Origin of the sequence: Aestuariivita boseongensis (assembly GCF_001262635.1) — a bacterium.
Lineage (GTDB): Bacteria > Pseudomonadota > Alphaproteobacteria > Rhodobacterales > Rhodobacteraceae > Aestuariivita > Aestuariivita boseongensis.
The window spans coordinates 12,938-35,117 of the sequence record NZ_JXYH01000028.1 but is presented as its reverse complement, the minus strand read 5'-3'; the positions used below and the strand labels follow the sequence as shown (position 1 = coordinate 35,117).

26 protein-coding genes are annotated in these 22,180 nt (G+C 63.2%); 15 read left to right on the top strand and 11 right to left on the bottom strand.

Annotated elements, in window-relative coordinates; all coding sequences use genetic code 11:
- Nucleotides 1-91: 91 nt before the first annotated feature.
- A complete protein-coding gene (locus TR61_RS12050) occupies nt 92-310 on the top strand; it encodes a hypothetical protein (protein WP_050930337.1) in 219 nt (72 codons plus the stop codon).
- A 14-nt stretch (nt 311-324) separates the two neighbouring features.
- Here TR61_RS12050 and TR61_RS12045 read toward each other — a convergent pair whose 3' ends face one another.
- Entirely contained in the window at nt 325-540 is a 216-nt protein-coding gene (locus TR61_RS12045) for a hypothetical protein (protein ID WP_050930328.1), read from the bottom strand.
- A gap of 259 nt (nt 541-799) precedes the next feature.
- On the opposite strand from TR61_RS12045, the gene TR61_RS12040 reads away from it, so the two are divergent.
- The 4 genes from TR61_RS12040 to TR61_RS12025 are packed head-to-tail and all read left to right on the top strand — an operon-like array spanning nt 800 to nt 2,980.
- Nucleotides 800-1,663, top strand: a complete 864-nt coding sequence (locus tag TR61_RS12040) for an MBL fold metallo-hydrolase (protein ID WP_050930327.1) — start codon at nt 800-802, stop codon at nt 1,661-1,663.
- 19 nt (nt 1,664-1,682) lie between these two features.
- Nucleotides 1,683-2,111 (top strand): YeeE/YedE family protein, encoded by a 429-nt coding sequence (locus TR61_RS12035; RefSeq protein WP_050930326.1) that lies wholly within the window; start codon nt 1,683-1,685, stop codon nt 2,109-2,111.
- The gene (locus tag TR61_RS12030; protein WP_050930325.1) at nt 2,111-2,542 is read left to right on the top strand and encodes a DUF6691 family protein; all 432 of its coding nucleotides are present in this window, start codon (nt 2,111-2,113) and stop codon (nt 2,540-2,542) included. The genes TR61_RS12035 and TR61_RS12030 overlap by 1 nt, the downstream gene beginning before the upstream one ends.
- A gap of 9 nt (nt 2,543-2,551) precedes the next feature.
- The gene (locus TR61_RS12025; RefSeq protein WP_050930324.1) at nt 2,552-2,980 is read left to right on the top strand and encodes a protein tyrosine phosphatase family protein; all 429 of its coding nucleotides are present in this window, start codon (nt 2,552-2,554) and stop codon (nt 2,978-2,980) included.
- A gap of 9 nt (nt 2,981-2,989) precedes the next feature.
- Here the strand turns inward: TR61_RS12025 and TR61_RS12020 are convergent, their stop codons facing one another.
- The 5 genes from TR61_RS12020 to TR61_RS12000 form a co-directional block, all read right to left on the bottom strand.
- Entirely contained in the window at nt 2,990-4,174 is a 1,185-nt protein-coding gene (locus TR61_RS12020; RefSeq protein WP_050930323.1) for a FliM/FliN family flagellar motor C-terminal domain-containing protein, read from the bottom strand.
- Between the two features lie 108 nt (nt 4,175-4,282).
- The gene (locus TR61_RS12015) at nt 4,283-6,961 is read right to left on the bottom strand and encodes a sensor histidine kinase (RefSeq protein ID WP_050930322.1); all 2,679 of its coding nucleotides are present in this window, start codon (nt 6,959-6,961) and stop codon (nt 4,283-4,285) included.
- Nucleotide 6,962: 1 nt separating this feature from the next.
- Nucleotides 6,963-7,259 carry a hypothetical protein gene (locus TR61_RS12010; protein WP_050930321.1) on the bottom strand — a complete coding sequence of 99 codons (297 nt, stop codon included), beginning with the start codon at nt 7,257-7,259 and terminating at the stop codon, nt 6,963-6,965.
- The gene (locus TR61_RS12005) at nt 7,256-7,636 is read right to left on the bottom strand and encodes a response regulator transcription factor (protein WP_050930320.1); all 381 of its coding nucleotides are present in this window, start codon (nt 7,634-7,636) and stop codon (nt 7,256-7,258) included. Before TR61_RS12005 ends, TR61_RS12010 begins: the two co-directional genes overlap by 4 nt.
- A gap of 109 nt (nt 7,637-7,745) precedes the next feature.
- Nucleotides 7,746-9,047, bottom strand: a complete 1,302-nt coding sequence (locus TR61_RS12000; RefSeq protein ID WP_050930319.1) for a helix-turn-helix transcriptional regulator — start codon at nt 9,045-9,047, stop codon at nt 7,746-7,748.
- A 229-nt stretch (nt 9,048-9,276) separates the two neighbouring features.
- Between TR61_RS12000 and TR61_RS11995 the strand changes: the two genes are divergently transcribed.
- The 5 genes from TR61_RS11995 (at nt 9,277) to TR61_RS11975 (ending at nt 14,524) form a co-directional block, all read left to right on the top strand.
- Complete coding sequence (locus tag TR61_RS11995) at nt 9,277-10,623, top strand: substrate-binding protein (protein ID WP_050930318.1); 1,347 nt, start codon at nt 9,277-9,279, stop codon at nt 10,621-10,623.
- Nucleotides 10,624-10,749: 126 nt separating this feature from the next.
- Complete coding sequence (locus TR61_RS11990) at nt 10,750-11,781, top strand: branched-chain amino acid ABC transporter permease (protein ID WP_050930317.1); 1,032 nt, start codon at nt 10,750-10,752, stop codon at nt 11,779-11,781.
- Nucleotides 11,782-11,785: 4 nt separating this feature from the next.
- Nucleotides 11,786-12,988: a branched-chain amino acid ABC transporter permease gene (locus TR61_RS11985; protein ID WP_050930316.1), complete on the top strand. Its 1,203-nt coding sequence runs from the start codon at nt 11,786-11,788 to the stop codon at nt 12,986-12,988.
- 12 nt (nt 12,989-13,000) lie between these two features.
- Nucleotides 13,001-13,756 carry an ABC transporter ATP-binding protein gene (locus tag TR61_RS11980; protein WP_050930315.1) on the top strand — a complete coding sequence of 252 codons (756 nt, stop codon included), beginning with the start codon at nt 13,001-13,003 and terminating at the stop codon, nt 13,754-13,756.
- A gap of 12 nt (nt 13,757-13,768) precedes the next feature.
- Complete coding sequence (locus tag TR61_RS11975) at nt 13,769-14,524, top strand: ABC transporter ATP-binding protein (RefSeq protein ID WP_050930314.1); 756 nt, start codon at nt 13,769-13,771, stop codon at nt 14,522-14,524.
- A 197-nt stretch (nt 14,525-14,721) separates the two neighbouring features.
- Here the strand turns inward: TR61_RS11975 and TR61_RS11970 are convergent, their stop codons facing one another.
- A complete protein-coding gene (locus TR61_RS11970) occupies nt 14,722-15,525 on the bottom strand; it encodes a 3-hydroxybutyrate dehydrogenase (RefSeq protein WP_050930313.1) in 804 nt (267 codons plus the stop codon).
- A complete protein-coding gene (locus tag TR61_RS11965; protein ID WP_050930312.1) occupies nt 15,526-17,037 on the bottom strand; it encodes a class I adenylate-forming enzyme family protein in 1,512 nt (503 codons plus the stop codon).
- A 235-nt stretch (nt 17,038-17,272) separates the two neighbouring features.
- On the opposite strand from TR61_RS11965, the gene accB reads away from it, so the two are divergent.
- Genes accB through aat form a run of 3 tightly spaced genes read left to right on the top strand, consistent with a single transcriptional unit; the run spans nt 17,273 to nt 19,823 of the window.
- Entirely contained in the window at nt 17,273-17,767 is a 495-nt protein-coding gene (gene accB / locus TR61_RS11960; protein WP_050930311.1) for an acetyl-CoA carboxylase biotin carboxyl carrier protein, read from the top strand.
- 13 nt (nt 17,768-17,780) lie between these two features.
- The gene (accC, locus tag TR61_RS11955; protein ID WP_050930310.1) at nt 17,781-19,139 is read left to right on the top strand and encodes an acetyl-CoA carboxylase biotin carboxylase subunit; all 1,359 of its coding nucleotides are present in this window, start codon (nt 17,781-17,783) and stop codon (nt 19,137-19,139) included.
- A 51-nt stretch (nt 19,140-19,190) separates the two neighbouring features.
- Nucleotides 19,191-19,823, top strand: coding sequence for a leucyl/phenylalanyl-tRNA--protein transferase (aat, locus tag TR61_RS11950; RefSeq protein ID WP_050930309.1), 633 nt, complete (start codon nt 19,191-19,193; stop codon nt 19,821-19,823).
- On the opposite strand, the gene TR61_RS20545 is transcribed toward aat, so the two are convergent.
- The 3 genes from TR61_RS20545 to TR61_RS11935 are packed head-to-tail and all read right to left on the bottom strand — an operon-like array spanning nt 19,787 to nt 21,128.
- Nucleotides 19,787-20,272 (bottom strand): DUF2155 domain-containing protein, encoded by a 486-nt coding sequence (locus TR61_RS20545; protein WP_050930308.1) that lies wholly within the window; start codon nt 20,270-20,272, stop codon nt 19,787-19,789. The two genes, aat and TR61_RS20545, sit on opposite strands and share 37 nt — an antisense overlap.
- Nucleotides 20,269-20,724: an outer membrane lipid asymmetry maintenance protein MlaD gene (mlaD, locus tag TR61_RS11940; RefSeq protein WP_050930307.1), complete on the bottom strand. Its 456-nt coding sequence runs from the start codon at nt 20,722-20,724 to the stop codon at nt 20,269-20,271. The genes TR61_RS20545 and mlaD overlap by 4 nt, the downstream gene beginning before the upstream one ends.
- A 20-nt stretch (nt 20,725-20,744) precedes the next feature.
- Entirely contained in the window at nt 20,745-21,128 is a 384-nt protein-coding gene (locus TR61_RS11935) for an NADH:ubiquinone oxidoreductase subunit NDUFA12 (protein ID WP_050930306.1), read from the bottom strand.
- A 162-nt stretch (nt 21,129-21,290) separates the two neighbouring features.
- Between TR61_RS11935 and TR61_RS11930 the strand changes: the two genes are divergently transcribed.
- Entirely contained in the window at nt 21,291-21,572 is a 282-nt protein-coding gene (locus TR61_RS11930; RefSeq protein ID WP_050930305.1) for a hypothetical protein, read from the top strand.
- Between the two features lie 206 nt (nt 21,573-21,778).
- Nucleotides 21,779-22,177, top strand: a complete 399-nt coding sequence (locus TR61_RS11925; protein ID WP_157440899.1) for a hypothetical protein — start codon at nt 21,779-21,781, stop codon at nt 22,175-22,177.
- Nucleotides 22,178-22,180 lie beyond the last annotated feature (3 nt).

Below are 22,180 nucleotides of genomic sequence, written 5' to 3'. Positions count from 1 at the left end.
GTCCCGGCGCGGGGCCGGGACGCGTCGCGCTCTGGACGCGGCCCCGCCAATCGGCTAGGCGAAGCCCGCATCGACGAAGGAGCGCGACATGGTGTTTGAACTGATCGTATGGGCCGGCGTGGCCGTATCGGTCCTGGGCCTGATCGGTCTGATCTGGTCAATCATCCGCGTGGCCCGCGCGCGCCGCACCATCACCGATGACGAGGCCCTGCGCGCTGAAATTCAAAAAGCGCTCCCGATCAACCTGGGAGCGCTCTTTCTGTCGGTCATCGGTCTGATGATGGTGATGCTGGGGATCTTCCTGGGCTAACCCGCCCCAGGCGATCAGACCGGCATATTGTCAAAGCGCGCCTCGATCGCTTCTTCGATCAGCTCGGAATTCAGCTTCTTCAGACGGCTGGGCACCCGCACGCCATCCGCTTCCAGATGGGTCAGGAATTTTTGCAGGCGCGGCTGAAGCGACAGCCGTGTCGATGCATTGGCGCGCGCAATCTCGGCTTCGAGCGATTCCGCGTGTCGGGTCCATTCGATTACTGACATGTTCCTCTCTCCCTTGGCTACCCGGTGAAGATGCCTGTTTCCGGTAACGGAGATAAGACATCTTTGGCCGATTTTGGCGCGAGCCGCCCAAATGGGCAGAAATCTGCTTAATAAAGCGGCAAGATCGGCGTATTGCTTAGGGGGCGGAAACTGCCACAGGGCCGCGCCGCGCGCCTTGATGTGCGTCAATACGCGGTGTCTGGACGGGATTGATACATATTCGCAAATGGCTATATGTTGCGAAAAAAGGGAGGGCACCATGTCACCAGAGGTCAAAGCATTCTTCGACACAGCAACCAACACCGTGTCCTATGTGGTGCGCGACCCCAATGGGCGCGCGGCGGCGGTCGTGGATTCGGTTCTGGATTTCGACCACGCCTCGGGGCGGACCGACACGGCCTCGGCCGATGCGATCATCGCCTATGTGAAGGAAAACGACCTGCGGGTGGAATGGATCCTGGAAACCCATGTCCACGCAGATCACCTGAGCGCCGCGCCCTATCTGCAAGAGGCCCTGGGCGGCAAGATCGGCATCGGCAAACAGATCACCGTGGTGCAGGACACCTTCGGCAAGATCTTCAACGAAGGCACGGAATTTCAACGCGACGGGTCGCAATTCGATGCGCTTTTCGCCGATGGCGATGTGTTCCATGTGGGCCAGATGCGCGGGGCGGTGATGCACACGCCCGGCCACACGCCCGCATGCCTGACCTATGTGATCGGCGACGCGGCCTTTGTGGGCGATACGCTGTTCATGCCCGATTTCGGCACGGCGCGCTGCGATTTTCCGGGCGGGTCATCGTCGGACCTTTACCAGTCGATCCAGCGCATTCTGGCCCTGCCGGATGAGACGCGGGTTTTCGTGGGCCATGATTACAAGGCTCCGGGCCGCGATGAATACGCCTGGGAGACCACCGTGGGCGAACAGAAGGCGCTGAACGTGCATATCGGCCAGGGTCGCAGCATCGAGGAATTCGTCGAAATGCGCGACGCCCGCGACGCGACGCTGGGCATGCCCCGGCTGATCCTGCCGTCGCTGCAAGTGAACATGCGCGCGGGCCACATGCCGCCTGCGGATGAAAACGGCGATGTGATGCTGAAATTGCCGGTCAATAAACTCTAAGACAACCTCAAGGGGACATATGGAACAGGATTGGATCATGGGCCTGATCGGCGGCGTGCTGATCGGGCTGGGTGCGGCGGTGTATCTGCTGGGCAATGGGCGCGTCATGGGCGCAAGCGGGATCATCGGCGGGTTGATCGACGGATCGGGCCGCAACACGGGCAAGGAACGGCTGGTGTTCCTGGCCGGATTGGTGGGCATGCCGGCGCTGCTTTACGTGATGACGGGCGCTCAGGCGACAACGCATCTGACGGGCAACTGGGCGGTGATCATCGCCGCGGGGCTGCTGGTGGGCATCGGCACGCGGGTGGCCAATGGCTGCACCTCGGGTCATGGGGTCTGCGGCATCTCGCGGTTTTCGCTGCGCGGGATCGTGGCGACGCTGATCTATCTGGCGGCGGGCGGTCTGTCCCTGCTGCTGATGCGCCACGTGGCGGGGGTGATCTGATGCGGTATCTGATTGCGCTGATTGCCGGCAGCCTTTTTGGCGCGGGCCTGTTCGTGTCGGGGATGACCGACACCACCAAGGTGCAGGGCTGGCTGGACGTGTTCGGGGCCTGGGATCCGACGCTGGCCTTCGTGATGGGCGGTGCGATCCTGCCGATGATGGTGGCCTGGCGGCTGACCGCGAACCGTGCGCCTTTGGCGGGCGGTCAGTTCCCCGAGGCGCCCGGCACGCAGATCGACCGCAAGCTGGTGATGGGGTCGGTCGCCTTTGGCGCGGGCTGGGGCCTGGCGGGGCTGTGCCCCGGACCGGCGATTGCCTCGCTCAGCTATGGCGGCGCGGGGGGGCTTGTGTTCCTGGCGGCGATGCTTCTGGGCATGGGGGCCGCGCCGCGCATGGGGCGGTATCTGGACAGCCCGGCCCACGCGGCGTAATCCAGAGCCATGGATATTCGACAGCTCACCCCCCGCTATTCCGTCTCGCCCCAGATCAGCGCCGAGGATCTGGCCGGGATCGCCGCCGCCGGTTTCACCACGGTGATCTGCAACCGCCCCGATGAAGAGGTGCCGCCCAGCCATCAGGCCGCCTCCATCGGCGCGGCGGCCGAGGCGGCGGGGCTGAGCTTCAAGGTGCTGCCGATCACCCATCAAAGCATGACGCCGGAAACCGTCGCCACTCAGCGCGACCTGGTCGACGGGTCTGACGGGCCGGTTCTGGCCTATTGCGCGTCGGGCACGCGCTGTTCGGTGATCTGGGCGCTGGATGCCGCGCGCGAGATGCCGGTCGATGACGTGCTGGAGACGGCGCGGCGCGCGGGCTATGCGCTGGACAATCTGCGCCCCACGCTTGAGGCGATTTCACAGAACGGCTGAGGCCGGCGCTTACAGATCGTTCAGATCGATATCGCCAAGGTCCAGATCCAGATCCGCCGCCGGGAAGGTGGCGGGCAGCTGGATGTTGTCGTCCGTCCCTTCCGCACCCCCGTCGAACGCGGCCAGATCATCGGGCGTCAGCCCCGCCAGCGCCGTGATCTGATCCGCCGCCTCCTCCGGCGAGAGGGTGCTGAGGTCGTCCATCGACAGATCGGGGGACAAGTCCGGCATATCGGGCATATCCGGGGCGGCAAACGCCTCGGCACTCTCGGACGCCGGGGCCAGCGCGGTCAGTTGCGGATCGAACCGGTCGGATGAGGCCAGCCTTGGCACCGGCAGTTGCGCCATCAGCCGCACCGCGCGGTGGCCGTTCATCTGGCCCAGCTGACCGCGCGCCACGACGCGGTCGGTCAGGGTGACAAGCGCCGTGTCATCCAGCCGTTCGCGCGGCAGGGGCAGCGTGTCGCCGACCTTGAGCGCGTTCAGCTCGCTCACCGGCAGGCGGAAACGGGCCAGCACGGCGCGCAGTTCGGTCTCAACCTCCAGAAGCGGGCTTTGGGCTGCGCGTTCCGCCGCGCTGGCGCTGTCGGGGCTGTCCTGATTGCGCGCGTCCCCGTGGTCGGGCAGAACCAGCACCACCTGTGCCTGATGGGTGCCCAGCGCGATATCCACGGTCAGGGTGAAAATGCGGTACCGTCTGGCCCTGAGCGCCAGAAGCACCGTGCGCGCATCGTCGATGCGCGCGCCAAAGCGGATCGACCGGAAGCAGGCCTGATCGCCTTCATCCTCCGCCAGATCGCAGGCGCGCGACAGCACGCCCTCCAGCAGCGGTGCGGCAAGTGCGGCATCGGTATCGGTATCGGTATAAGGGCGCGGATCGGCGGGGCGGTCCAGCACGCGGCCCATGGTCTGCTGCTGGATCAGCGCCCCCACCAGCGGCAGAGAGACCGAGGCCGCCCCAGTCATCCCGCCGGGGCAATCCAGCACCATCAGCATGTCGTCATCCGACAGAACACCGTCCAGATCGTCAGGCAAAAGCCGCGCCTGTTTGCCGCCCACCATGCCCAGCGCCAGTTCGAACAGATCTTCGCCCGCACGCGCCACGGACAGACGCAGCGCCCGCAAGGCGGTCATCTGCCGGGCCGAGCTTTCCCGATGCTCCCCGGCCAGCTTGCGCTTGAGCGTTGCAGTCACGAAGGCGGTCCTGACTTGGTTCCTGATCACGGACGGGCGCAAGAACGCCCGCGGCCCCTTCCCTAGCGCAACAGTGGTTAAGAATGGCTATACAATCGCAGAATTTGGTTACTGCGCCGCCATGGCATGGGCTTTGGGCAGGATCACGCGGAACGCACCGCCGCTGTGGTCGTTCAGATAATGGATATCCCCGCCCAGCCGTTCGAGGATCTCGCGGCAGATCGCAAGACCCAGCCCCGCGCCGCCCGCCTTGTCGCCGCTGACGCGGGCGAATTTCTCGAATACCAAAGCGCGGGCATGGACGGGTACGCCGCTGCCGTTGTCCAGAAAATCCACCGCCAGACGATCGCCCAGATTGCGCACGCGGATGGTCAGTTCGGGCCGCGCCGCGTCGCAATATTTGCTGGCATTGGCGATCAGGTTGATGAAGACCTGCGCCAGACGGTCCAGATCGGTGTAAAGCGCCACCGCCTCGTCCACGCCGCGGCGATGCACGGCCATACCTTCGGTTGTGCCCGCAAGGGCGGCCGCGACGGCCTGATCCAGCACGTCGGTCAGCTGGCCCGAGCGCATGTCCAGGCTGACCTGCCCGCTTTCCAGCACGCTGAGATCCAGCAGATCGTCCAGCAGCCGCGTCAGGCGCAGCGCCTCGTCATGGATAACGCCCGCGTAACGGGCCTTTTCCTCGGCGCTCAGCCCGTCTTCGTCGCGCATGATCTCGGAAAAGGCGCGGATCGAGGTCATGGGCGTGCGCAATTCATGGCTGACCTGGCTGAGGAAGGCGTCTTTCTGCACCGACAGCTGCGTCAGCTTTTCATTGGCCTCGCGCAGCTGTGCGGCGGTGCGGGTCAGTTCGGCGGATTTCTCTTCAAGGCGGCTGGAATATTCCAGCATCTGCGCGGATTCGTCCGCGACCGCCAGCAGGTCTTCGACAGACACGGCCGAGCCGCCGACGATCTGGCCCACCATCGCATGGGCCGTAGCGGTGCCCACCGACCCGCTGAGTTCGCGTTCCAGCGTCTCGAGGAACGCGGGCGTGGGTTCGGGCAGATGCCCGCGCGCGCCCTGCCGTTCGGCCTCGCGCTGGAACAGATCCTGCGCCTCAGCCGGGCCAAGGATCCGCTGGGACATGATCATCAGGTCTTCGGATTGGGCGACGGACCCGCTCCAGCCGCGCGGCCCGAAGGAATGGTCGAACACGTTGACGAATTGCGCCCCCTGCAGCCGCTCCACGGGGCCGGGAAAGGTCATCATCGACACGGCAAAGAAGACGGCGGTGTTCAGCGAGAGGCTCCACAATACGGAATGCACGATCGTGTCCATCCCGGTGATCCCGAACAGCGCGTATGGCCGCAACCAGTCGATGCCCCAAGGCCCCTGTTCCATCACCGAGGCGGGCAGCAGCCCGTTCGCGCCGAACCCCGGCAGCAGCAGCGTATAAACCCAGATCGCAAAGCCCAGCGACAGGCCCGCCAGCGCGCCGGCCCGTGTGGCCCCGCGCCAGAACAGCCCGCCCACCAGCGCGGGGAGGATCTGCGCGATGCCCGCAAAGGCGATCAGGCCAATCGCGGCCAGCGCCGCGCCGCCGCCTGACAGCCGGTAATAGAGATAGCCCAAAACCAGGATCGCCGCGATGGCGATGCGGCGCGACAAGAGCACCACATGGCGCACATCGCCCGAGATCGACGCCCCCTGCCCCGACCGCGTGGAGAGGTAGATCGGCATGACCACATGGTTCGAAATCATGATCGACAGCGCCATGGCCGCCACGATCACCATGGACGTGGCCGAGGAAAACCCGCCGATGAAAGCCAGCATCGCCAGCCCCTCGTTCCCCTGGCTGAGCGGCAGGGACAGCACGAACAGATCCGGGTTCGATCCCTGTGGCATCAGATCCAGCCCCACCACCGCGATGGGGATGACGAAAAGGCTCATCAACAGCAGATACAGCGGGAAGGCCCAGGCCGCGACGCGCAGGTGGCGTTCATCTTCGTTTTCGACCACCATCACCTGGAACATGCGCGGCAGGCAGATCACGGCCGCGGCGGCCAGCAGGGTGATCGCGGTCCAGCGGCCTCCATGCACCTCCCACTGCCCGATTTCCGAGACATCGATCCGTGCCAGCGTCTCGCCCATGCCGCCGGCAAGGCCCCAGACGACAAACACGCCCACCGCGATCAGCGCAAACAGCTTGACCACCGCCTCCAGCGCGACGGCGATCACCACGCCGTGGTGGCGTTCATTGGCATCCAGATTGCGCGTGCCGAACAGGATTGCAAAAATGCCCAGCCCGATGGCGGCCCAGAAAGCGCCGGTTTCCATGGTGCGTGTGGCGTCTTCTTCGGTGAAGACCGACAGCGACAGGGCAATGGATTGCAGCTGCAGCGCGATATAGGGCGTGACCGAGATCACGCAGAGGATCGTCACCCCGATCGCCAGCCCGTTCGACTTGCCATAGCGCGAGGACAGCAGGTCGGCGATAGAGGTCACGCGCTGACTGCGCCCGATGCGCACCAGTTTGCGCAGGCCCCACCACCAGCCGATCATCACCAGCGTGGGGCCGATATAGATCGTCACGAATTCCAGACCCGACCGCGCGGCGTATCCCACCGCGCCGTAAAAGGTCCAGCCGGTGCAATAGACCGACAGCGACAGCGTATAGACAAGAGGGGAGCGCAGCCATTGCGCCCGGCCCATGGCCGCCGCCCGTTCCGCCAGCGCCGCCACCAGAAACAGAAGCGCCACATAGCCGAGACAGACCGAGACAAGCAGGTTGAGCGAGGCCATCTTACCGCGCGTCCTCGTCGCCCAGCCCTTCCGAGCCCATCGGTCCCCAGCCGCGCGACTTCAGACCAAAGAGAAAGGCCAGACCAATCAGAAAGGCCCAGACGCCGAAGATATAAAGAACAGCCGTCGACATCGGCACCGGATCGGTCTCGGGTCCGGCGGTATCCGGCGTGGGCCACAGCAGCGGAATGGCAAAAAGCGCCAGGCCCAGGATGGGCAGCAGGCGGGCGGCATCCATGATGCGACGGCGGCGATAGGTTTCGCGTTCCAGAAAGACCGATGGGCGCCGGGCGCTCATCTGGCGTCTTTCTCGCCGATCAGTTCGCGCACGGCACTGAGCACTTCGGCGTTGGAAAAGGGTTTTGTCATGAACCGGCTGACCCCGGCCTTTTCGGCCATGTCGCGGTCGCGGGTCTGGCCGCGCGCGGTCAGCATCAGAACCGGCAGATCGGCAGTGGCGGCATCGGCGCGCAGATCGCGCAGGATATCCATGCCGGACCGGCCCGGCAGCATCATGTCCAGCACCAGCAGGTCGGGGGCCACGCGCGCGACCTCGGCCACCGCGTCGGAACCATTGGCATGGGTATGCACGCTCCACCCGTCGCGGGACAGAAGAAAACGGATGGCTTCGATGATGTTCGGTTCATCTTCGATCAGCAAAACGTTGCGGCTCATGGATATGGCGCTCCCCCTTTGTCAGCCCTTGATGCCGCTTCCCCTTCGGCGGGCTGGCCTGCAGTTTCCTGCACGCGTCTGACGATTTATGCCCGTTTTGTGGGCGCTGTCAAAACTCTTCACGCAGGACAGACGGTTCGCGCCTTGCGGGACACTGCGTGCGCGGACACACGCGACAGGTGCTGCCGACTTCGGGCACGTCGCGGTCGGTGGGCTGGGCCACCGGCACGATCAGCATGGTCGACAGATACAGGGGGTCTTCGTCGAAACCGGGGCGCGCACGCGGATGGGCCACGGCGAAACATTCAAAACAGGCGGTGCTGCGCCCGATCTGCGCCACGGTGCGCCGCAGGGGCACCTGCGGACGGGTGAGCGCGGTAAAGACCGGCCAGAGCGGGCAGGACGCCCCGAAACGCGGCAAGGCAAAGCCCGTGACCTGCTTGCGGAAGAGGATACTGCCCGAGGCGTCGCAGACCACAAGCCCCACTTCGGTCTCCAGCAGATCGTCGGGCATCGCCGCGACCCGGCGCAGCATCATCTGCAGCGGCACATCGAAATGCGCAGCAAGCGCCGCCGGGTCCAGCCCCAGATCGCCCAGCGCCGCGCGCATGTCGGGCAGCGGCAGCGCGGCGGCATCGCTGGCATATTGGCGCAGCGCTTCCCCCGCGATGGCGCGGGCGGCGTCGGTGGTCAGCGCCGCGCGGTCGCGGGCCAGTTGATCGGGGGTCAGGCTGCCCTCTTCCAACGCGGGGAAATGGTGGCCGGTTTCTGCAAAGAAGGCCTCGACCTCTTCCTGCGGGGCGGCGCGGCGGTCGGGGACCTCTTCGCTGTCGTCCAGGTAATCCACCAGCGCCTTGGAGCTGTCGGCCAGCCGCAGGCTGTCTTCGTTCAGGTTGCGGTGAAACCGCGCGCGCCATTCCGGTTCGATCTCGTCATTTTCGGCCAGGATCGACGCGGTGGAGCGGATCGCGGTGGCGGTCGAAAGCACCTCGTGCAGGGAGGCCGCCAGATGCGGATCATGGTTGAGCCTGTCCGACAGCTCGCCCACCGTGCGTTCAAGCGAGGCCACCCGGCGGTGTGAGGCGGTCAGCAGCGCGGCCCAGCCGGGAAAGCGGCCCGCGAATTCATCGACGCGGTCCAGCTCGGCCCCGGCGGTGCTGAGATCGGCGGCCGCTTCACGCAGGGAGGCGATCAGCGCGGCCTCGGCCCCATCGGTGAGAAGCGACGGCTCCACCCCCAGTTCGGTGGCGATGTCGACCAGCAGTTTTCCCCCGATTCTGCGGCGGTTATGTTCAATGAGATTGAGGTAGGAGGCCGAAATTCCGACCTGCCGGGCCAGATCAGCCTGGCGCAGTCCGGTGATGGTGCGGCGTTCGCGAATGCGGCTTCCGGTCAGAGTATCGCGTACCATCGTCTACAGCGGCCTTTTCCGAATAGTTTCAGTAGCTTTCTGCGGTGCGGTGAAACGAAATTTACACCCACCCCCCTTCAGCTTTTCAACTGTTTACAAAATAATCGTGCAAGACAAGGGGCTTATTGTGCAATTTTCCAATCCGCTGCGATAATCCATTTGCACGAATGTGCCTGAACGCCCCGGTTGAGGAGCCGCACGCGTTCAATTCACGAAATGGGAGGATTTCATGTCCAAATCTAATGTCACTCGTCGTGGCGTACTTCGCACCGGTGCCGTCGCAGGCGCTGGTCTGGCCGTTCCAACGATCTTTACGGCCTCGTCCGCCTCGGCCTTTACCAACGAACCGACGGGAAGCTCGGTCACGCTGGGCTTCAACGTGCCCCAGACAGGCCCCTATGCGGACGAAGGTGCCGACGAACTGCGCGCCTATGAGCTGGCGGTCGAACACCTGAACGGCGGCGGCGATGGCGGCATGCTGAACACCTTCAGCTCGAAAGCGCTGCAGGGTAACGGCATCATGGGCAAGAAGGTCGAATACGTCACCGGCGACACGCAAACCAAATCGGACGCCGCGCGCGCATCGGCTAAGTCGATGATCGAAAAAGACGGCGCGATCATGATCACCGGCGGTTCGTCCTCGGGCGTGGCTGTGGCTGTGCAGGCGCTTTGCCAGGAAGCCGGCGTGATCTTCATGGCGGGTCTGACGCATTCGAACGACACCACCGGGAAAGACAAGCGGGCCAATGGCTTCCGCCACTTCTTCAATTCCTACATGTCGGGCGCAGCGCTGGCACCGGTGCTGGCCAATGCTTACGGCACCGACCGGAAGGCCTATCACCTGACCGCAGACTATAACTGGGGCTATACCACGGAAGAGGCTGTGCGCAGCTCGACCGAGGCGATGGGCTGGGAAACCGTGGGCACCGTTCTGACACCGCTCACGCAGACCGACTTCTCGTCCTATATCGCGCCGGTTCTGCAATCGGATGCCGACGTTCTGGTTCTGAACCACTATGGCGGCAACATGGTGAACTCGCTGACCAACGCGGTGCAGTTCGGCCTGCGTGACCGTATGGTCAACGGCAAGAACTTCGAAATTGTTGTGCCGCTCTACTCGCGCCTGATGGCGAAAGGTGCGGGCGCGAACGTGAAAGGCATCTTCGGCTCCACCAACTGGCACTGGTCGCTGCAGGACGAAGGCTCCAAGGCCTTCGTGCAGTCCTTCGGCACCAAGTACGGCTTCCCGCCGTCCCAGGCTGCGCACACCTGCTATGTGCAGGCGCTGCTTTATGCCGATGCGGTGGAACGTGCAGGCTCGTTCAACCCCTGTGCGGTTGTCGAGGCGCTGGAAGGCTTCGAATTCGACGGCATGGGCAACGGCCCGACGCTCTATCGTGCTGAAGACCACCAGTGCTTCAAGGACGTGCTGGTCGTGAAGGGGAAAGAGAACCCCTCGTCCGAATTCGACCTTCTGGAAATCGTCGAAGTTACCCCGGTCGAGCAGGTCACATACGCCCCCGATCACCCGCAATTCGCGGGCGGCGCACTGGGCACCTGCAACGCCGGCGCATAAGCGCGGGCAAAGTCTTCAGCGAAGACTTTGGCGCAGATTTTTCCCTGAAAAATCTGCCCCCTCAACGCCAGGTCTCGCCCCATCACGGGGCGAGACGATTTTCACATCTTTTCATGGGTGGACAAGATGGACGCCATAATCCTGCAAATTCTCAACGGGCTTGATAAGGGCTCGGCCTATGCGCTGATCGCGCTGGGGCTGACGCTGATCTTCGGCACGTTGGGCGTGGTCAACTTCGCGCATGGCGCGCTTTTCATGATCGGGGCCTTCTGCGCCGTGACGCTGAGCCGGATCCTGACGCTGAGCCATGAGGTGATCGACGAAACCAGAAAAGACTTTCTGGGCAATCCGCTGAAGGTGGATGTGCCTTATGTCTATGACTGGTTCGGGCAGGAAACCGGCGATGTGATCATCGACTGGGCGGTTCCCTTGTCGATCCTCTTTGCCATTCCGATCATGATCGGGATCGGCGTGATCATGGAACGCGGGCTGATCCGCCACTTCTACAAGCGCCCCCATGCGGACCAGATCCTGGTGACCTTTGGCCTGGCCATCGTCTTGCAGGAGATCATCAAATATTTCTATGGCGCCAACCCCATCCCGACCCCGGCCCCCGACGCCTTTGTCGGATCGTTCGATTTCGGAGCCGCCGTGGGTATGGAGGCCGGACAGATCATCTATCCATATTGGCGGCTGGTCTATTTCGCCTTTGCAGCCGTTGTGATCGGCGCGGTCTTTGCCTTCCTGCAATTCACCACCTTCGGGATGGTCGTGCGTGCGGGCATGGCCGACCGGGAGACCGTGGGCCTTCTGGGCATCAATATCGACAAGCGCTTTACCATCATGTTCGGGCTGGCGGCTGCGGTCGCGGGGCTGGCGGGCGTGATGTACACGCCCATCAACTCGCCCAACTACCATATGGGCATGGACTTCCTTGTTTTGTCCTTCGTCGTGGTGGTTGTGGGCGGCATGGGCTCACTGCCCGGAGCGGTTCTGGCGGGCTTCCTGCTGGGCATTCTGGAAAGTTTTGCGTCGATGCGCGAGGTGATCGACCTGATCCCCGGCATCAACCAGGTGATCATCTATCTGGTCGCCATCATCATTCTGCTGACGCGTCCGCGGGGCCTGATGGGCCGCAAGGGCGTGATGGAGGAGTAATTCCATGTTCGGACTGGACAAACGCGACACAACCCTCCTGCTGATCGTGGCGGCGCTGGTGGCGCTGGCCCCGTTCCTGCTGAACCCGTTTCCGGAAAACTCGGATCTGGCGCAGTTCAACGCGGGATACCCCGACCTGATGCAGCGTTTCGTGATCTTCGGGATCTTCGCCATCGGGTTCAACATCCTCTTCGGTCTGACGGGCTATCTGTCCTTCGGGCACGCGGCCTTCCTGGGCGTGGGATCCTATGCGGCGGTGTGGATGTTCAAACTGCTGAGCATGAACATCATCCCGGCCATCGTTTTGGCGGTGATCGTGGCGGGCGTCTTTGCCCTGCTGATCGGCTTTATCAGCCTGCGGCGGTCGGGGATCTACTTCTCGATCCTGACGCTGGCCTTTGCGCAGATGTCCTTTGCGCTGGCCTATTCGGTGCTGACACCGATCACCGGCGGGGAAACCGGCCTGCAGCTGGCGCTGGACGACCCGCGCATCATCGGCCAGCAAGTGACCGAAGGGGGCAACATCCCCGTGCCGTCGCTGTTCGGGCTTGAGATGCGCGACAGTGCCGAGCTGGCGCTGGGCCCGTGGCTTTTCACCTTCAACATCGGCTATTACGTCTGCGCGATCATCATGCTGATCGCTTTCTATATCTCGATCCGCATCTTCCGGTCACCTTTTGGCATGATGCTGCGCGCGATCAAATCGAACCAGCAGCGGCTGAACTATACCGGGCTGAACTCGCGCCCCTATACGCTGGCGGCGTTCGTGATCTCGGGCATGTATGCCGGGCTGGCGGGCGGCCTGATGGCGTCGATGGACCCGCTGGCGGGAGCCGAACGGATGTTCTGGACCGCCTCGGGCGAGGTTGTTCTGATGACCATTCTGGGTGGCGCCGGCACGCTGATCGGGCCGATCCTGGGTGCAGGCATGATCAAGTACATGGAGAACATCATCTCCAAGATCAACAAGACCATCCTGCATGAATGGTTCTATTGGATGCCGGACGGTCTTGAGGACGCGATGGTGTCGATCGTCTACCCCTTCATCGGGAAAGGCTGGCACCTGACGCTGGGGATCATCTTCATGCTGGTGGTGATCTTCCTGCCCGGCGGTCTGGTCGAAGGCGGCCAGCGCATTGCCAACTTCTTCCGTGGCCGCAAAGCCGCGAAGCAGGAAGGCAAAGGCACAACCGAGCCTGCGGAATAAGGAGAGAGACGGATGGGTATTCTTGAAGTCAAAAACGTGGGCAAGCGGTTCGGCGGCCTTCAGGCGCTGAGCAATGTGAACCTGAGCGTCGCGGAAAACACCGTGCATGCGATCATCGGGCCCAACGGCGCGGGCAAATCCACCCTGCTGAACTGCTTCGTGGGCAAGCTGATCCCCGATACCGGGTCAGTGATGTTCGACGGGCAGTCGGTGCTGGGCCGCTCCCCGCACGAGATCAACCAGATGGGCATTTCCCGCGTGTTCCAGACGCCCGAGATCTTTGGCGATCTGACGGTTCTGGAAAACATGATGATCCCCTGCTTTGCCAAGCGCGACGGGTCGTTCGAGCTGAACGCCCTGAGCGGGGTGATGTCACAGAAGGACATCATCGAACGGGCCGAGCATGTGCTGGAAGACATGAACATGGCCGACAAGCGCCATATGCATGCAGCGTCCATGTCACGCGGCGACAAACGGCGGCTGGAGATCGGCATGTGCCTGAGCCAGGAGCCGCGTCTACTGTTGCTGGACGAGCCGACCGCGGGTATGGCGCGGGCCGATACCAACAACACCATCGACCTGCTGAAAGAGATCAAGGAAAAGCGCGACATCACCATCGCCATCATCGAACACGACATGCATGTGGTGTTCTCCTTGGCCGAACGGATCACGGTGCTGGCGCAAGGCACGCCCCTGGTCGAGGACACGCCCGAGAACATCAAGGGCCACCCCAAGGTGCGCGAAGCGTATCTGGGCGAAAGCGCGTAAGGAGACGATCAGATGAACGTCAAACCCGACTTTTCCAAAAACGCCAACCAGGCCACCACGGCCCCGGCCTTCCTGTCGGTCTGGGACATGCATTCCTATTACGGCGAAAGCTATATCGTGCAGGGCATTTCCTTTAACGTGCACGAGGGCGAAATCCTTGCCCTTCTGGGCCGGAACGGGGCGGGCAAGACCTCGACTCTGCGGTCGATTGCGCGTCTGGGCGATCCGCAGGTGACCCATGGGGAAATCTGGCTGGACCACCAGCCGCTGCACAAGATGACCAGCTATGAGGCCGCATCGGTCGGCCTGGGCCTGGTGCCGGAGGACCGGCGGATCATTCAGGGCCTGACGGTGGAAGAGAACCTGAAGCTTGCCCAGATCGCCCCGCCCGTGGGCTGGTCGATCGAGCGGCTTTACGACCTGTTCCCCCGCCTGGGTGAACGGCGCAATCAGGAAGGCACCACACTGTCGGGCGGTGAACAGCAAATGCTGTCGATCGCCCGCGCGCTGGCGCGCGACATCAAGGTGTTGCTGCTGGACGAGCCTTACGAGGGTCTGGCCCCGGTGATCGTGGACGAGATCGAAAAGACGCTGATCCACATCAAGGAACAGGGCATGACGACCGTGATCGTGGAACAGAACGCGGTGCGCGCGCTGGAGCTGGCGGATCGTGCGGTGATCCTGGACACGGGCGGGATCGTCTTTGACGGCACGGCCGCCGAAGTTCTTGAGAATGCCGAGCTGCGGGCGGAATACCTGGCGATCTGATCCCTCCCCGCGTGCGGCCTGAACAAGATCAGAGCGATAGACTTTGCCGGCCCCAACCGGGGCCGGCTTTGTTTTGCGGTTGTGATTTGCGATCATGTGCCCGTTTCCGCAGCGGTGCCACGCACTTTCGAAATTGCGTGTTAAGCGCTTTCGAAAGCGCTTGATCAAGGCGTTTCGAAACGCCTTTGGCGCAGTGGTTACTGGGCGGTCCAGCCCCCGTCGATGGGGATCGATGTGCCGGTGATGTTATGCGCCACCGGGGCGCAGAGCCAGAGCGCCAAAGCGCCGATTTCTGACGGATCGGACGTGCGCAGGGAGGGTTGCTTTTCAGACAGCAGCTCGGCGATGCCTGCGTCGCGGTCGCCTCCATGGGCCTCTGCGCGCGCGTCGATCTGGGGCTGGATGATGGCGGTTTCGGTCCAGCCCGGGCAGATGCAGTTGACGGTCACCCCGCCGCTTGTGCGGTCGCCCTTGTCGGCATATTCCAGCGCCGCAACCCGGCTGAGGCCCACCAGCCCGAATTTCGCGGCCACATAAGGCGCTTTGTCTTTCGAGGCGACCAGCCCGTGCACCGAAGCGATGTTGATCACCCGTCCATAGCCGCGCGCGGCCATTCCGGGCATCGCGGCCTGCATGGTGTGGAAAGCCGCTGACAGGTTGATGGCCAGGATCGCGTCCCATTTCTCGCGCGGCATGTCGGCCAGGGGCGCGGTGTGCTGGATGCCAGCATTGTTGACCAGGATATCCGGCCCACCCCAGGCGGCGACGGCCTCCATCAGTTCGGAAATGCGGTCGGGGTTGCGCATGTCGCCCGCGAAAAACTCGGCCTGCGGCGCGCCTTTGTCCTTGAGGTGGCTGCAGACCTCTTCGATCTGGGCGTCGCCCGCCAGACCATGCACCGCGATGCGCGCGCCGGCTGCGGCCATGGCTTCGGCGATGGCGAGGCCAATGCCCTGCACGGACCCGGTAATCAGGGCGGTTTTGCCGGTGAGATCTGTCATCTACCCCTCCTCGAATGATTTGCGCAGCTCGGTTTTCAGAACCTTGCCATAGTTGTTCTTGGGCAATTCCGGGATACGGATGTAATCCTTGGGCCGTTTGAACCGGGCGATATTGTCGATGCAGAGCCGGTCCAGTTCCCCCGGATCGGCGTCGCCCACGACAAAGGCCACGACCTCTTCGCCCCATTCGGGGTGGGGGCGGCCGACGACGGAGACCTCGGTAACTGCGGAATGGGTCAAAAGAACCTCTTCGACCTCGCGCGGATAGACGTTTGAGCCTCCGGTGATGATCATGTCCTTGGACCGGTCCTGCATGGTGAGGTATCCGTCTTCGTCGAGATATCCCATGTCACCCGTCATCAGCCAGCCATTCACGATGGTCTTTTCCGTGGCTTCCGGGTTCTGCCAGTAACCCGGCATCACCGTGTCGCCGCGAACCATGATTTCCCCGTGTTCGCCCGGCGGGAGCGGGTTGCCTTCCGCATCGCCGATGGCCACTTCCACCGCCGATTGCGCGCGGCCCACGCTGCCCAGCCTTTCGCGCCAGCGCGGATGGGTGCGGTCTGTCACATCGTGGCGCGACAGCGCGGTGATGCCCATGGGGCATTCGCCCTGGCCATAGATCTGCACGAAGATGGGGCCGAAATGATCCACCGCCTCGATGATATCGGCATTATACATCGGGCCGCCGGCATAGACGACGGTGCGCAGCCCCTCCCCCGTCTCGCCGGTCGCTTTGGCCACCTGCGTCATCCGTTTGACCATGGTGGGCGCGGCGAACATCTGGACCGATCCGAAATGGCGGGCCAGGTCGAAGATCTCGGCCTCGTCAAAGCCGCCCGAGGGCGGGCAGACATGGCGCGCGGCCTTGAGCACGTGCATCATGTTATAGATGCCTGCGCCATGACTCATCGGCGCCGAATAGAGGATCGTGTCATCGTGGCGGACCGGGTCGCAATCGGTTTCGTAACACAGCGACATGGCAATCAGCATGCGATGGGTGATCATCACACCCTTGGGTCGCCCCGTGGTGCCGGAGGTGTAAAAGAGCCAGCACAGGTCGTCGGAGGCGCGCGGCCGGGCGGCTGAGGCGGCGGTGGCCTGTTCGGCGAAGATGCCGGCCCAGAGGTCGGAGGTGATGTCGGCGATCTGCCCGGGGGCTTCCGCGTCGGTCAGCGCCTCGGTCAGACCGGGAGAAGTAAAGACAACCCCGGTGCCCGAGTTTTCCAGAATGAAGGCCGCCTCGCGCCCATGCAGCTTGGCATTGATCGGCACCGCGACCGCTCCGGCGTACCAGATGCCATATTGCGCGATCAGGTATTCGGGGCAGTTTTTCATGAAGATCGCTACCCGGTCCCCCGGCTGGATGCCCTGCGCAGCCAGCCAGCCCGCCACCTGCAGCGCGCGGGTGTGAAACTGGCCATAGGTGCAGACCATCTCACGCCCGGAAAAAAGCGCGGGGCGCTCAGGGTGCAGCGCGGCAGTCCGTTCCAGCCATTGCGCGATATTCATCTTTCACCCCCATGCTTCGCCACACGCGCAGTTAACCACCTGTCCGCGTGCCCTTCAATTCCCCCGGTAGGGGGGGAGAGACGGTTGCGCTTTCCCTCTGGTCATTTTGGTGAAAAACCCCCATCAAAGGGAAAACCCGTGCCGTGCTTTTCCTGACGGGGCAGACGGCATATAACACTGGGAACCAACGCCCGCAGGCAGATGGGCGGATCACGAGAAGCGGTCGAGGATACGCATGGCAAATAAATCGCATGACGCGGATGTGGCATTCATCAAGGCTCTGGCCGAGCTGTTGAACGAGAACGACCTGACCGAATTGCAGGTCAAGCGCGAGTACGGCGACAATGACAGCCTGAATGTGCGCGTCAGCCGCGCCACACTTACCGCCGCCGCGCCGGCCCCTGTGGCCGCAGCGCCAGCGGCAACCCCTGCCGCCCCTGCCCCCGCCGCCGCAGCTCCTGCCGCGGCTGCAACGCCGGAAGATCCCGCAAGCCATCCCGGTGCCGTCACCTCGCCCATGGTTGGTACGGTTTACATGCAGCCCGAACCGGGTGCGTCCCCCTTCATCAGCGTGGGTGCGGCGGTCAGCGAAGGCGACACGCTGCTGATCGTGGAAGCCATGAAAACCATGAACCACATTCCCGCACCCGCCTCGGGCACGATCAAGCGGATCCTCGTGGAAGACGGGGCCGCAGTGGAATATGGCACCCCCCTGGTGATCATCGAATAAGGCAGCCTGCGCGATGTTCGACAAAATCCTGATTGCCAATCGCGGGGAAATTGCCCTGCGCGTGGTGCGCGCCGCCCGCGAGATGGGGATTGCCACCGTTGCCGTGCATTCCACCGCCGATGCCGATGCGATGCATGTGCGCATGGCCGATGAAAGCGTCTGTATCGGACCGCCCTCCAGCACATCCAGTTATCTGTCGGTGCCCGCCATCATGTCGGCCTGCGAGATCACGGGCGCACAGGCGATCCATCCCGGTTACGGGTTTCTGAGCGAAAACGCCCAGTTCGTGCAGGTGGTCGAGGATCACGGGATCACCTTTATCGGCCCCACTGCCGAACATATCCGGATCATGGGCGACAAGATCACCGCCAAGGACACGATGAAGGCGCTGGGTGTGCCTTGCGTGCCCGGATCGGATGGCGGCGTGGCCAGTCTGGACGAGGCCAAGCGCCTGGGCGAAGAGATGGGGTATCCCGTCATCATCAAGGCCACCGCCGGCGGCGGCGGGCGCGGCATGAAAGTCGCGGCCTCGGCCGGCGAGATGGAAAAGGCCTTCATGACCGCTCGGGCCGAGGGCAAGGCCGCCTTCGGCAATGACGAGGTCTATATCGAGAAATACCTGCAAAAACCGCGCCATATCGAAATTCAGGTCTTTGGCGATGGCAAAGGCAAGGCGGTGCATCTGGCGGAACGCGACTGTTCGCTGCAGCGCCGTCACCAGAAGGTGTTTGAAGAGGCCCCCGGCCCCGCGATCAGTGCCGAGGAACGCGCGAAGATCGGCAAGATCTGCGCCGATGCGGTGGCCAAGATCAACTATATCGGCGCAGGGACCATTGAGTTCCTGTATGAAGACGGCGAGTTCTATTTCATCGAAATGAACACCCGGCTTCAGGTGGAACACCCGGTGACCGAAGGGATTTTCGGTGTCGATCTGGTGCGCGAACAGATCCGCGTGGCGGCTGGTTTGCCCATGTCCTTCACGCAGGACGATCTGCAGATCAACGGCCACGCGATCGAGGTGCGGATCAACGCGGAAAAACTGCCCGATTTCCGCCCCTGCCCCGGACGGATCACGCAGTATCACGCGCCCGGCGGACTGGGTGTGCGGATGGATTCGGCACTTTATGACGGCTATTCCATCCCGCCCTATTACGACAGCCTGATCGGCAAGCTGATCGTGCATGGGCGCGACCGGACAGAGGCGCTGGCGCGGCTGGACCGTGCGCTGGGTGAGTTGATCGTCGATGGGGTCGATACCACGCTGCCGCTCTTCCATGCGCTTTTGCAGGAAAAGGACATCCATACCGGGGATTACAACATCCACTGGCTGGAAAAATGGCTGGCGCGCAATCTGGAGAATGACCCCGTTTGACGCGGGCAAGCGCGCGGGTATTCTGACCGGACTTTCTGAGTTCCGGCCCTGATGACCCTGACCCCTGATCTTTTGCTGCATGGCTATTCCATCGGGATCTTCCCGATGGCCGAGCATCGCAACGATCCGGACATCTTCTGGGTCGATCCGCGCCAGCGGGGGGTAATGCCGCTGGACGGGTTTTATATGTCACGCTCGTTAAAGCGTCGCATCAGGAACGCGCCATATCGCATTGCAATCAATGAGGATTTTGACGGCACAGTCAGCGCCTGCGCCGACCGGAGCGAGACCTGGATCAACGCCAAAATCCAGACGCTGTATGCGATGCTGCACGCCCAGGGCCATGCCCATTCCCTTGAGCTGTGGGAGGGGCGCGAGCTGGTGGGCGGCGTCTATGGCGTGGTGCTGGGGGCTGCGTTTTTCGGGGAAAGCATGTTCTCGCGCAGGCGCGATGCGTCGAAAATAGCGCTGGCCTATCTGGTGGACCGGCTGCGGCTGGGGGGGTTTGCGTTGTTCGATACGCAGTTCATCACGCCGCATCTGGCCTCATTGGGTGGGGTCGAGATCCCCCGCGCCACCTATCACAGCCTTCTGGCCGAGGCGCTGAAGGCAGAAGCCGATTTCCTGGCCCCGGCGATCCCGGCGCCTCAGGACGTGATACAGCGCAACACCCAGACGTCGTAACGCGCGTGATCCAGTGCGTTCAGCGCGGGGGAGGATGCCACCATCCAGCCTGCGAACACTGCGCCATCCTGGCTGGTCTCGCGGATGGTCAGATAGGCAAAGGCATCGCCTGCTGGGTTTCCGGCCGGATAGCGGCATTCAGTCAGACCCACGGTCAGCGCAAAGACATCCGCGTTTTGGCCAGCCATCAGTTCGATATCCGTGGTGGCACCGCTGACCTTGTCGAGCGCGCGCAGAATCGCGCCGGCAGCGCGTTCGCCAGCTTCGTTGGTTTCTTCCACGATTGTTTCGGGCTCGTTTTGGGAAAACCCGATGATCGGTTCACCATCCTGCGTCAGCAGACCGTTATCGTTGTCCGGCAACGGGATGGTTTCGATCGTGATCGAGGATTGAGCTATGGCCGCCACCGGCAGGCCAAGCGCTGCGGCCAGCAGCGCGGCACGGATCATTCCGCCTCTCCCTCGCCCGAGACGAAGCGCAGCAGCAGCGTGATCAGGCTGACCGAGCTTTGGGTGTCGAGGATCTCATCCCCTTCGGCATAGGTGAAAGGCGACCCGCCCGGCATGATTTCCACGAAATTGCCGCCCAGAAGCCCCTCGGACGAGATGATGATGGCACTGTCGTCAGGAATTTCCACGCCATTGGCCACGGTAAAGGTGGTGTCGGCGCGATAGGTTTCCGGGTTCAGCGTGACATCGGTGACGGTACCGATCTTCACCCCCGCAAGACGCACATCGGTGCCCACATTCACCCCTTCGATCGACCGGAACGACGCGGTCAGCGGATATCCCGCGCTGCCGGTGGACAGCCCTGCAGCTTGGCCGGCATAAACCGCAAAGGCGATGGCTGCGGCCAGAACAACGCCGCCAATGGCGACTTCGGTGGTGGAATGCGATGACATGACGGTCTTTTACCGGGCGGTCATTCCGGTGTCCACGCCTCGTAATCGCGGCGCGGCTCGGGTTCGGCCCTTCGGATGGATCCCGCCGGTGCATAGGCCAGCGCGGTGCCGGTCAGGTTCTCCTGATGCGGCTTTTCCCAGGGCTTGTGGGCCAGCGGCTTCTTGGTGGGCGGTTCGTCCCAGGTGCGGTGCAGCCAGCCATGCCATTCGGGGCTGACGCGGCTTGCCTCGGCCTCGCCGTTGAAGATCACCCAGCGGCGGCTGTCATCCCTGGTGCGGTAGAACACGTTGCCCTGGTCGTCTTCGCCGACCTTTTCGCCCTTGCGCCACGTAAAAAGCTGTGTGTTCAGCGTCTGGCCATTCCACCAGGTGACGGCGCGCAAAAGAGTGTTCAGGATGCCCATTGGTTTCTCCGACTGTCTTTGTGCGGGTATGGCGCAATTCGCGCCCGGGGTCCATAGGACAGAACGTCATCGGGCCCTTCAAAAGTTGACACGAATTTGCCGCAAATTTGCCAGGAATTGATGGCAATTTTTTGCCGGTTATGTGTTTTCAGAGTGTGAGTCATGCGCTTCAATGCCATCATTCTGGCGGGTTTGATCGTCGCTGCCGCGGGCACGCTGACGTCCTATTCCACGTCAAAGCAGGTCACGGTGAATGCCGGGCCGGGCGCGTCGAAGTTTATCACCGTCCATAAATCCAACGCATCCCCCACGGCCCCGTCTGATGGCGGGCCGGGGATCGTAGAGCGGCTGAGCGGCTGGATATCCGGCAAGGATAGCGCGCAGCAGGTGCAGATCGTGACGCTGAGTTCCGACAGCGCGCCTGTCGTGGAAAAGGGCGAGTGAGCGGCGCAAAACATGGCGCGGGCTTTGCCTGCGGGTCTTGGCGGCGGTTTTCCTTCGACCCTGATCGGCGGCCGGGGATCTGATTCATACGGACAGGTCTGATCCTGTTGATCATCAGCGCCTTCGGCGTCTATGCGAGCATGGGGGAAAGAACGCCTGCGCGCACGAGTTTTGAAAGCGTGCGGGCGGGGGCAAAAGTGGTGCACGTGACCCCGCAGACCGAGGCCGGGGACCCCACCATTCAGGCGTCGAACAGCTGTAAGGCCGCGCTGATCACCATTGGAATTTTGCAAAGAAAAGGCCCCATTTCAGAAATCGAGCTTGCAAAATTGCAGGCCAACCGACGAGCCGAGGCGGAGTGGCGCGCCGATATCCGGCAACACGACCGCTCTTCCGGGGTGGAGGCGCGGATGGATGCGGCCATTCGGCAAACCCGGCCTGACGGGCAATGGACAACCGATGGTGCTTGGCTGCGGCGATCGGAAGCGGCCGGCGATCCGATTTCGCGGCTGCGCAATGACGATCTGTGCGTGGGCTGTACTGCACCCGACAGCCTGCTGGACAGGTTGGAGCGTCACATCAAGGCACGGTGCGGATTGCTTTAGGCG

Excerpts from the sequence above, each read along its gene's own strand:
- TR61_RS11990 (WP_050930317.1), top strand. The coding sequence starts at position 10,750 with ATGGACGCCATAATCCTGCAAATTCTCAACGGGCTTGATAAGGGCTCG.
- TR61_RS12045 (WP_050930328.1), bottom strand. The coding sequence starts at position 540 with ATGTCAGTAATCGAATGGACCCGACACGCGGAATCGCTCGAAGCCGAG.
- TR61_RS12030 (WP_050930325.1), top strand. The coding sequence starts at position 2,111 with ATGCGGTATCTGATTGCGCTGATTGCCGGCAGCCTTTTTGGCGCGGGC.
- accC (WP_050930310.1), top strand. The coding sequence starts at position 17,781 with ATGTTCGACAAAATCCTGATTGCCAATCGCGGGGAAATTGCCCTGCGC.
- TR61_RS11975 (WP_050930314.1), top strand. The coding sequence starts at position 13,769 with ATGAACGTCAAACCCGACTTTTCCAAAAACGCCAACCAGGCCACCACG.
- TR61_RS11995 (WP_050930318.1), top strand. The coding sequence starts at position 9,277 with ATGTCCAAATCTAATGTCACTCGTCGTGGCGTACTTCGCACCGGTGCC.
- TR61_RS11985 (WP_050930316.1), top strand. The coding sequence starts at position 11,786 with ATGTTCGGACTGGACAAACGCGACACAACCCTCCTGCTGATCGTGGCG.
- TR61_RS11930 (WP_050930305.1), top strand. The coding sequence starts at position 21,291 with ATGCGCTTCAATGCCATCATTCTGGCGGGTTTGATCGTCGCTGCCGCG.
- TR61_RS11970 (WP_050930313.1), bottom strand. The coding sequence starts at position 15,525 with ATGACAGATCTCACCGGCAAAACCGCCCTGATTACCGGGTCCGTGCAG.
- TR61_RS12040 (WP_050930327.1), top strand. The coding sequence starts at position 800 with ATGTCACCAGAGGTCAAAGCATTCTTCGACACAGCAACCAACACCGTG.
- TR61_RS12025 (WP_050930324.1), top strand. The coding sequence starts at position 2,552 with ATGGATATTCGACAGCTCACCCCCCGCTATTCCGTCTCGCCCCAGATC.
- TR61_RS12000 (WP_050930319.1), bottom strand. The coding sequence starts at position 9,047 with ATGGTACGCGATACTCTGACCGGAAGCCGCATTCGCGAACGCCGCACC.
- TR61_RS12015 (WP_050930322.1), bottom strand. The coding sequence starts at position 6,961 with ATGGCCTCGCTCAACCTGCTTGTCTCGGTCTGTCTCGGCTATGTGGCG.
- TR61_RS12035 (WP_050930326.1), top strand. The coding sequence starts at position 1,683 with ATGGAACAGGATTGGATCATGGGCCTGATCGGCGGCGTGCTGATCGGG.
- TR61_RS12005 (WP_050930320.1), bottom strand. The coding sequence starts at position 7,636 with ATGAGCCGCAACGTTTTGCTGATCGAAGATGAACCGAACATCATCGAA.
- aat (WP_050930309.1), top strand. The coding sequence starts at position 19,191 with ATGACCCTGACCCCTGATCTTTTGCTGCATGGCTATTCCATCGGGATC.
- TR61_RS11965 (WP_050930312.1), bottom strand. The coding sequence starts at position 17,037 with ATGAATATCGCGCAATGGCTGGAACGGACTGCCGCGCTGCACCCTGAG.
- accB (WP_050930311.1), top strand. The coding sequence starts at position 17,273 with ATGGCAAATAAATCGCATGACGCGGATGTGGCATTCATCAAGGCTCTG.
- TR61_RS11980 (WP_050930315.1), top strand. The coding sequence starts at position 13,001 with ATGGGTATTCTTGAAGTCAAAAACGTGGGCAAGCGGTTCGGCGGCCTT.
- TR61_RS20545 (WP_050930308.1), bottom strand. The coding sequence starts at position 20,272 with ATGATCCGTGCCGCGCTGCTGGCCGCAGCGCTTGGCCTGCCGGTGGCG.
- TR61_RS12010 (WP_050930321.1), bottom strand. The coding sequence starts at position 7,259 with ATGAGCGCCCGGCGCCCATCGGTCTTTCTGGAACGCGAAACCTATCGC.
- TR61_RS11935 (WP_050930306.1), bottom strand. The coding sequence starts at position 21,128 with ATGGGCATCCTGAACACTCTTTTGCGCGCCGTCACCTGGTGGAATGGC.
- mlaD (WP_050930307.1), bottom strand. The coding sequence starts at position 20,724 with ATGTCATCGCATTCCACCACCGAAGTCGCCATTGGCGGCGTTGTTCTG.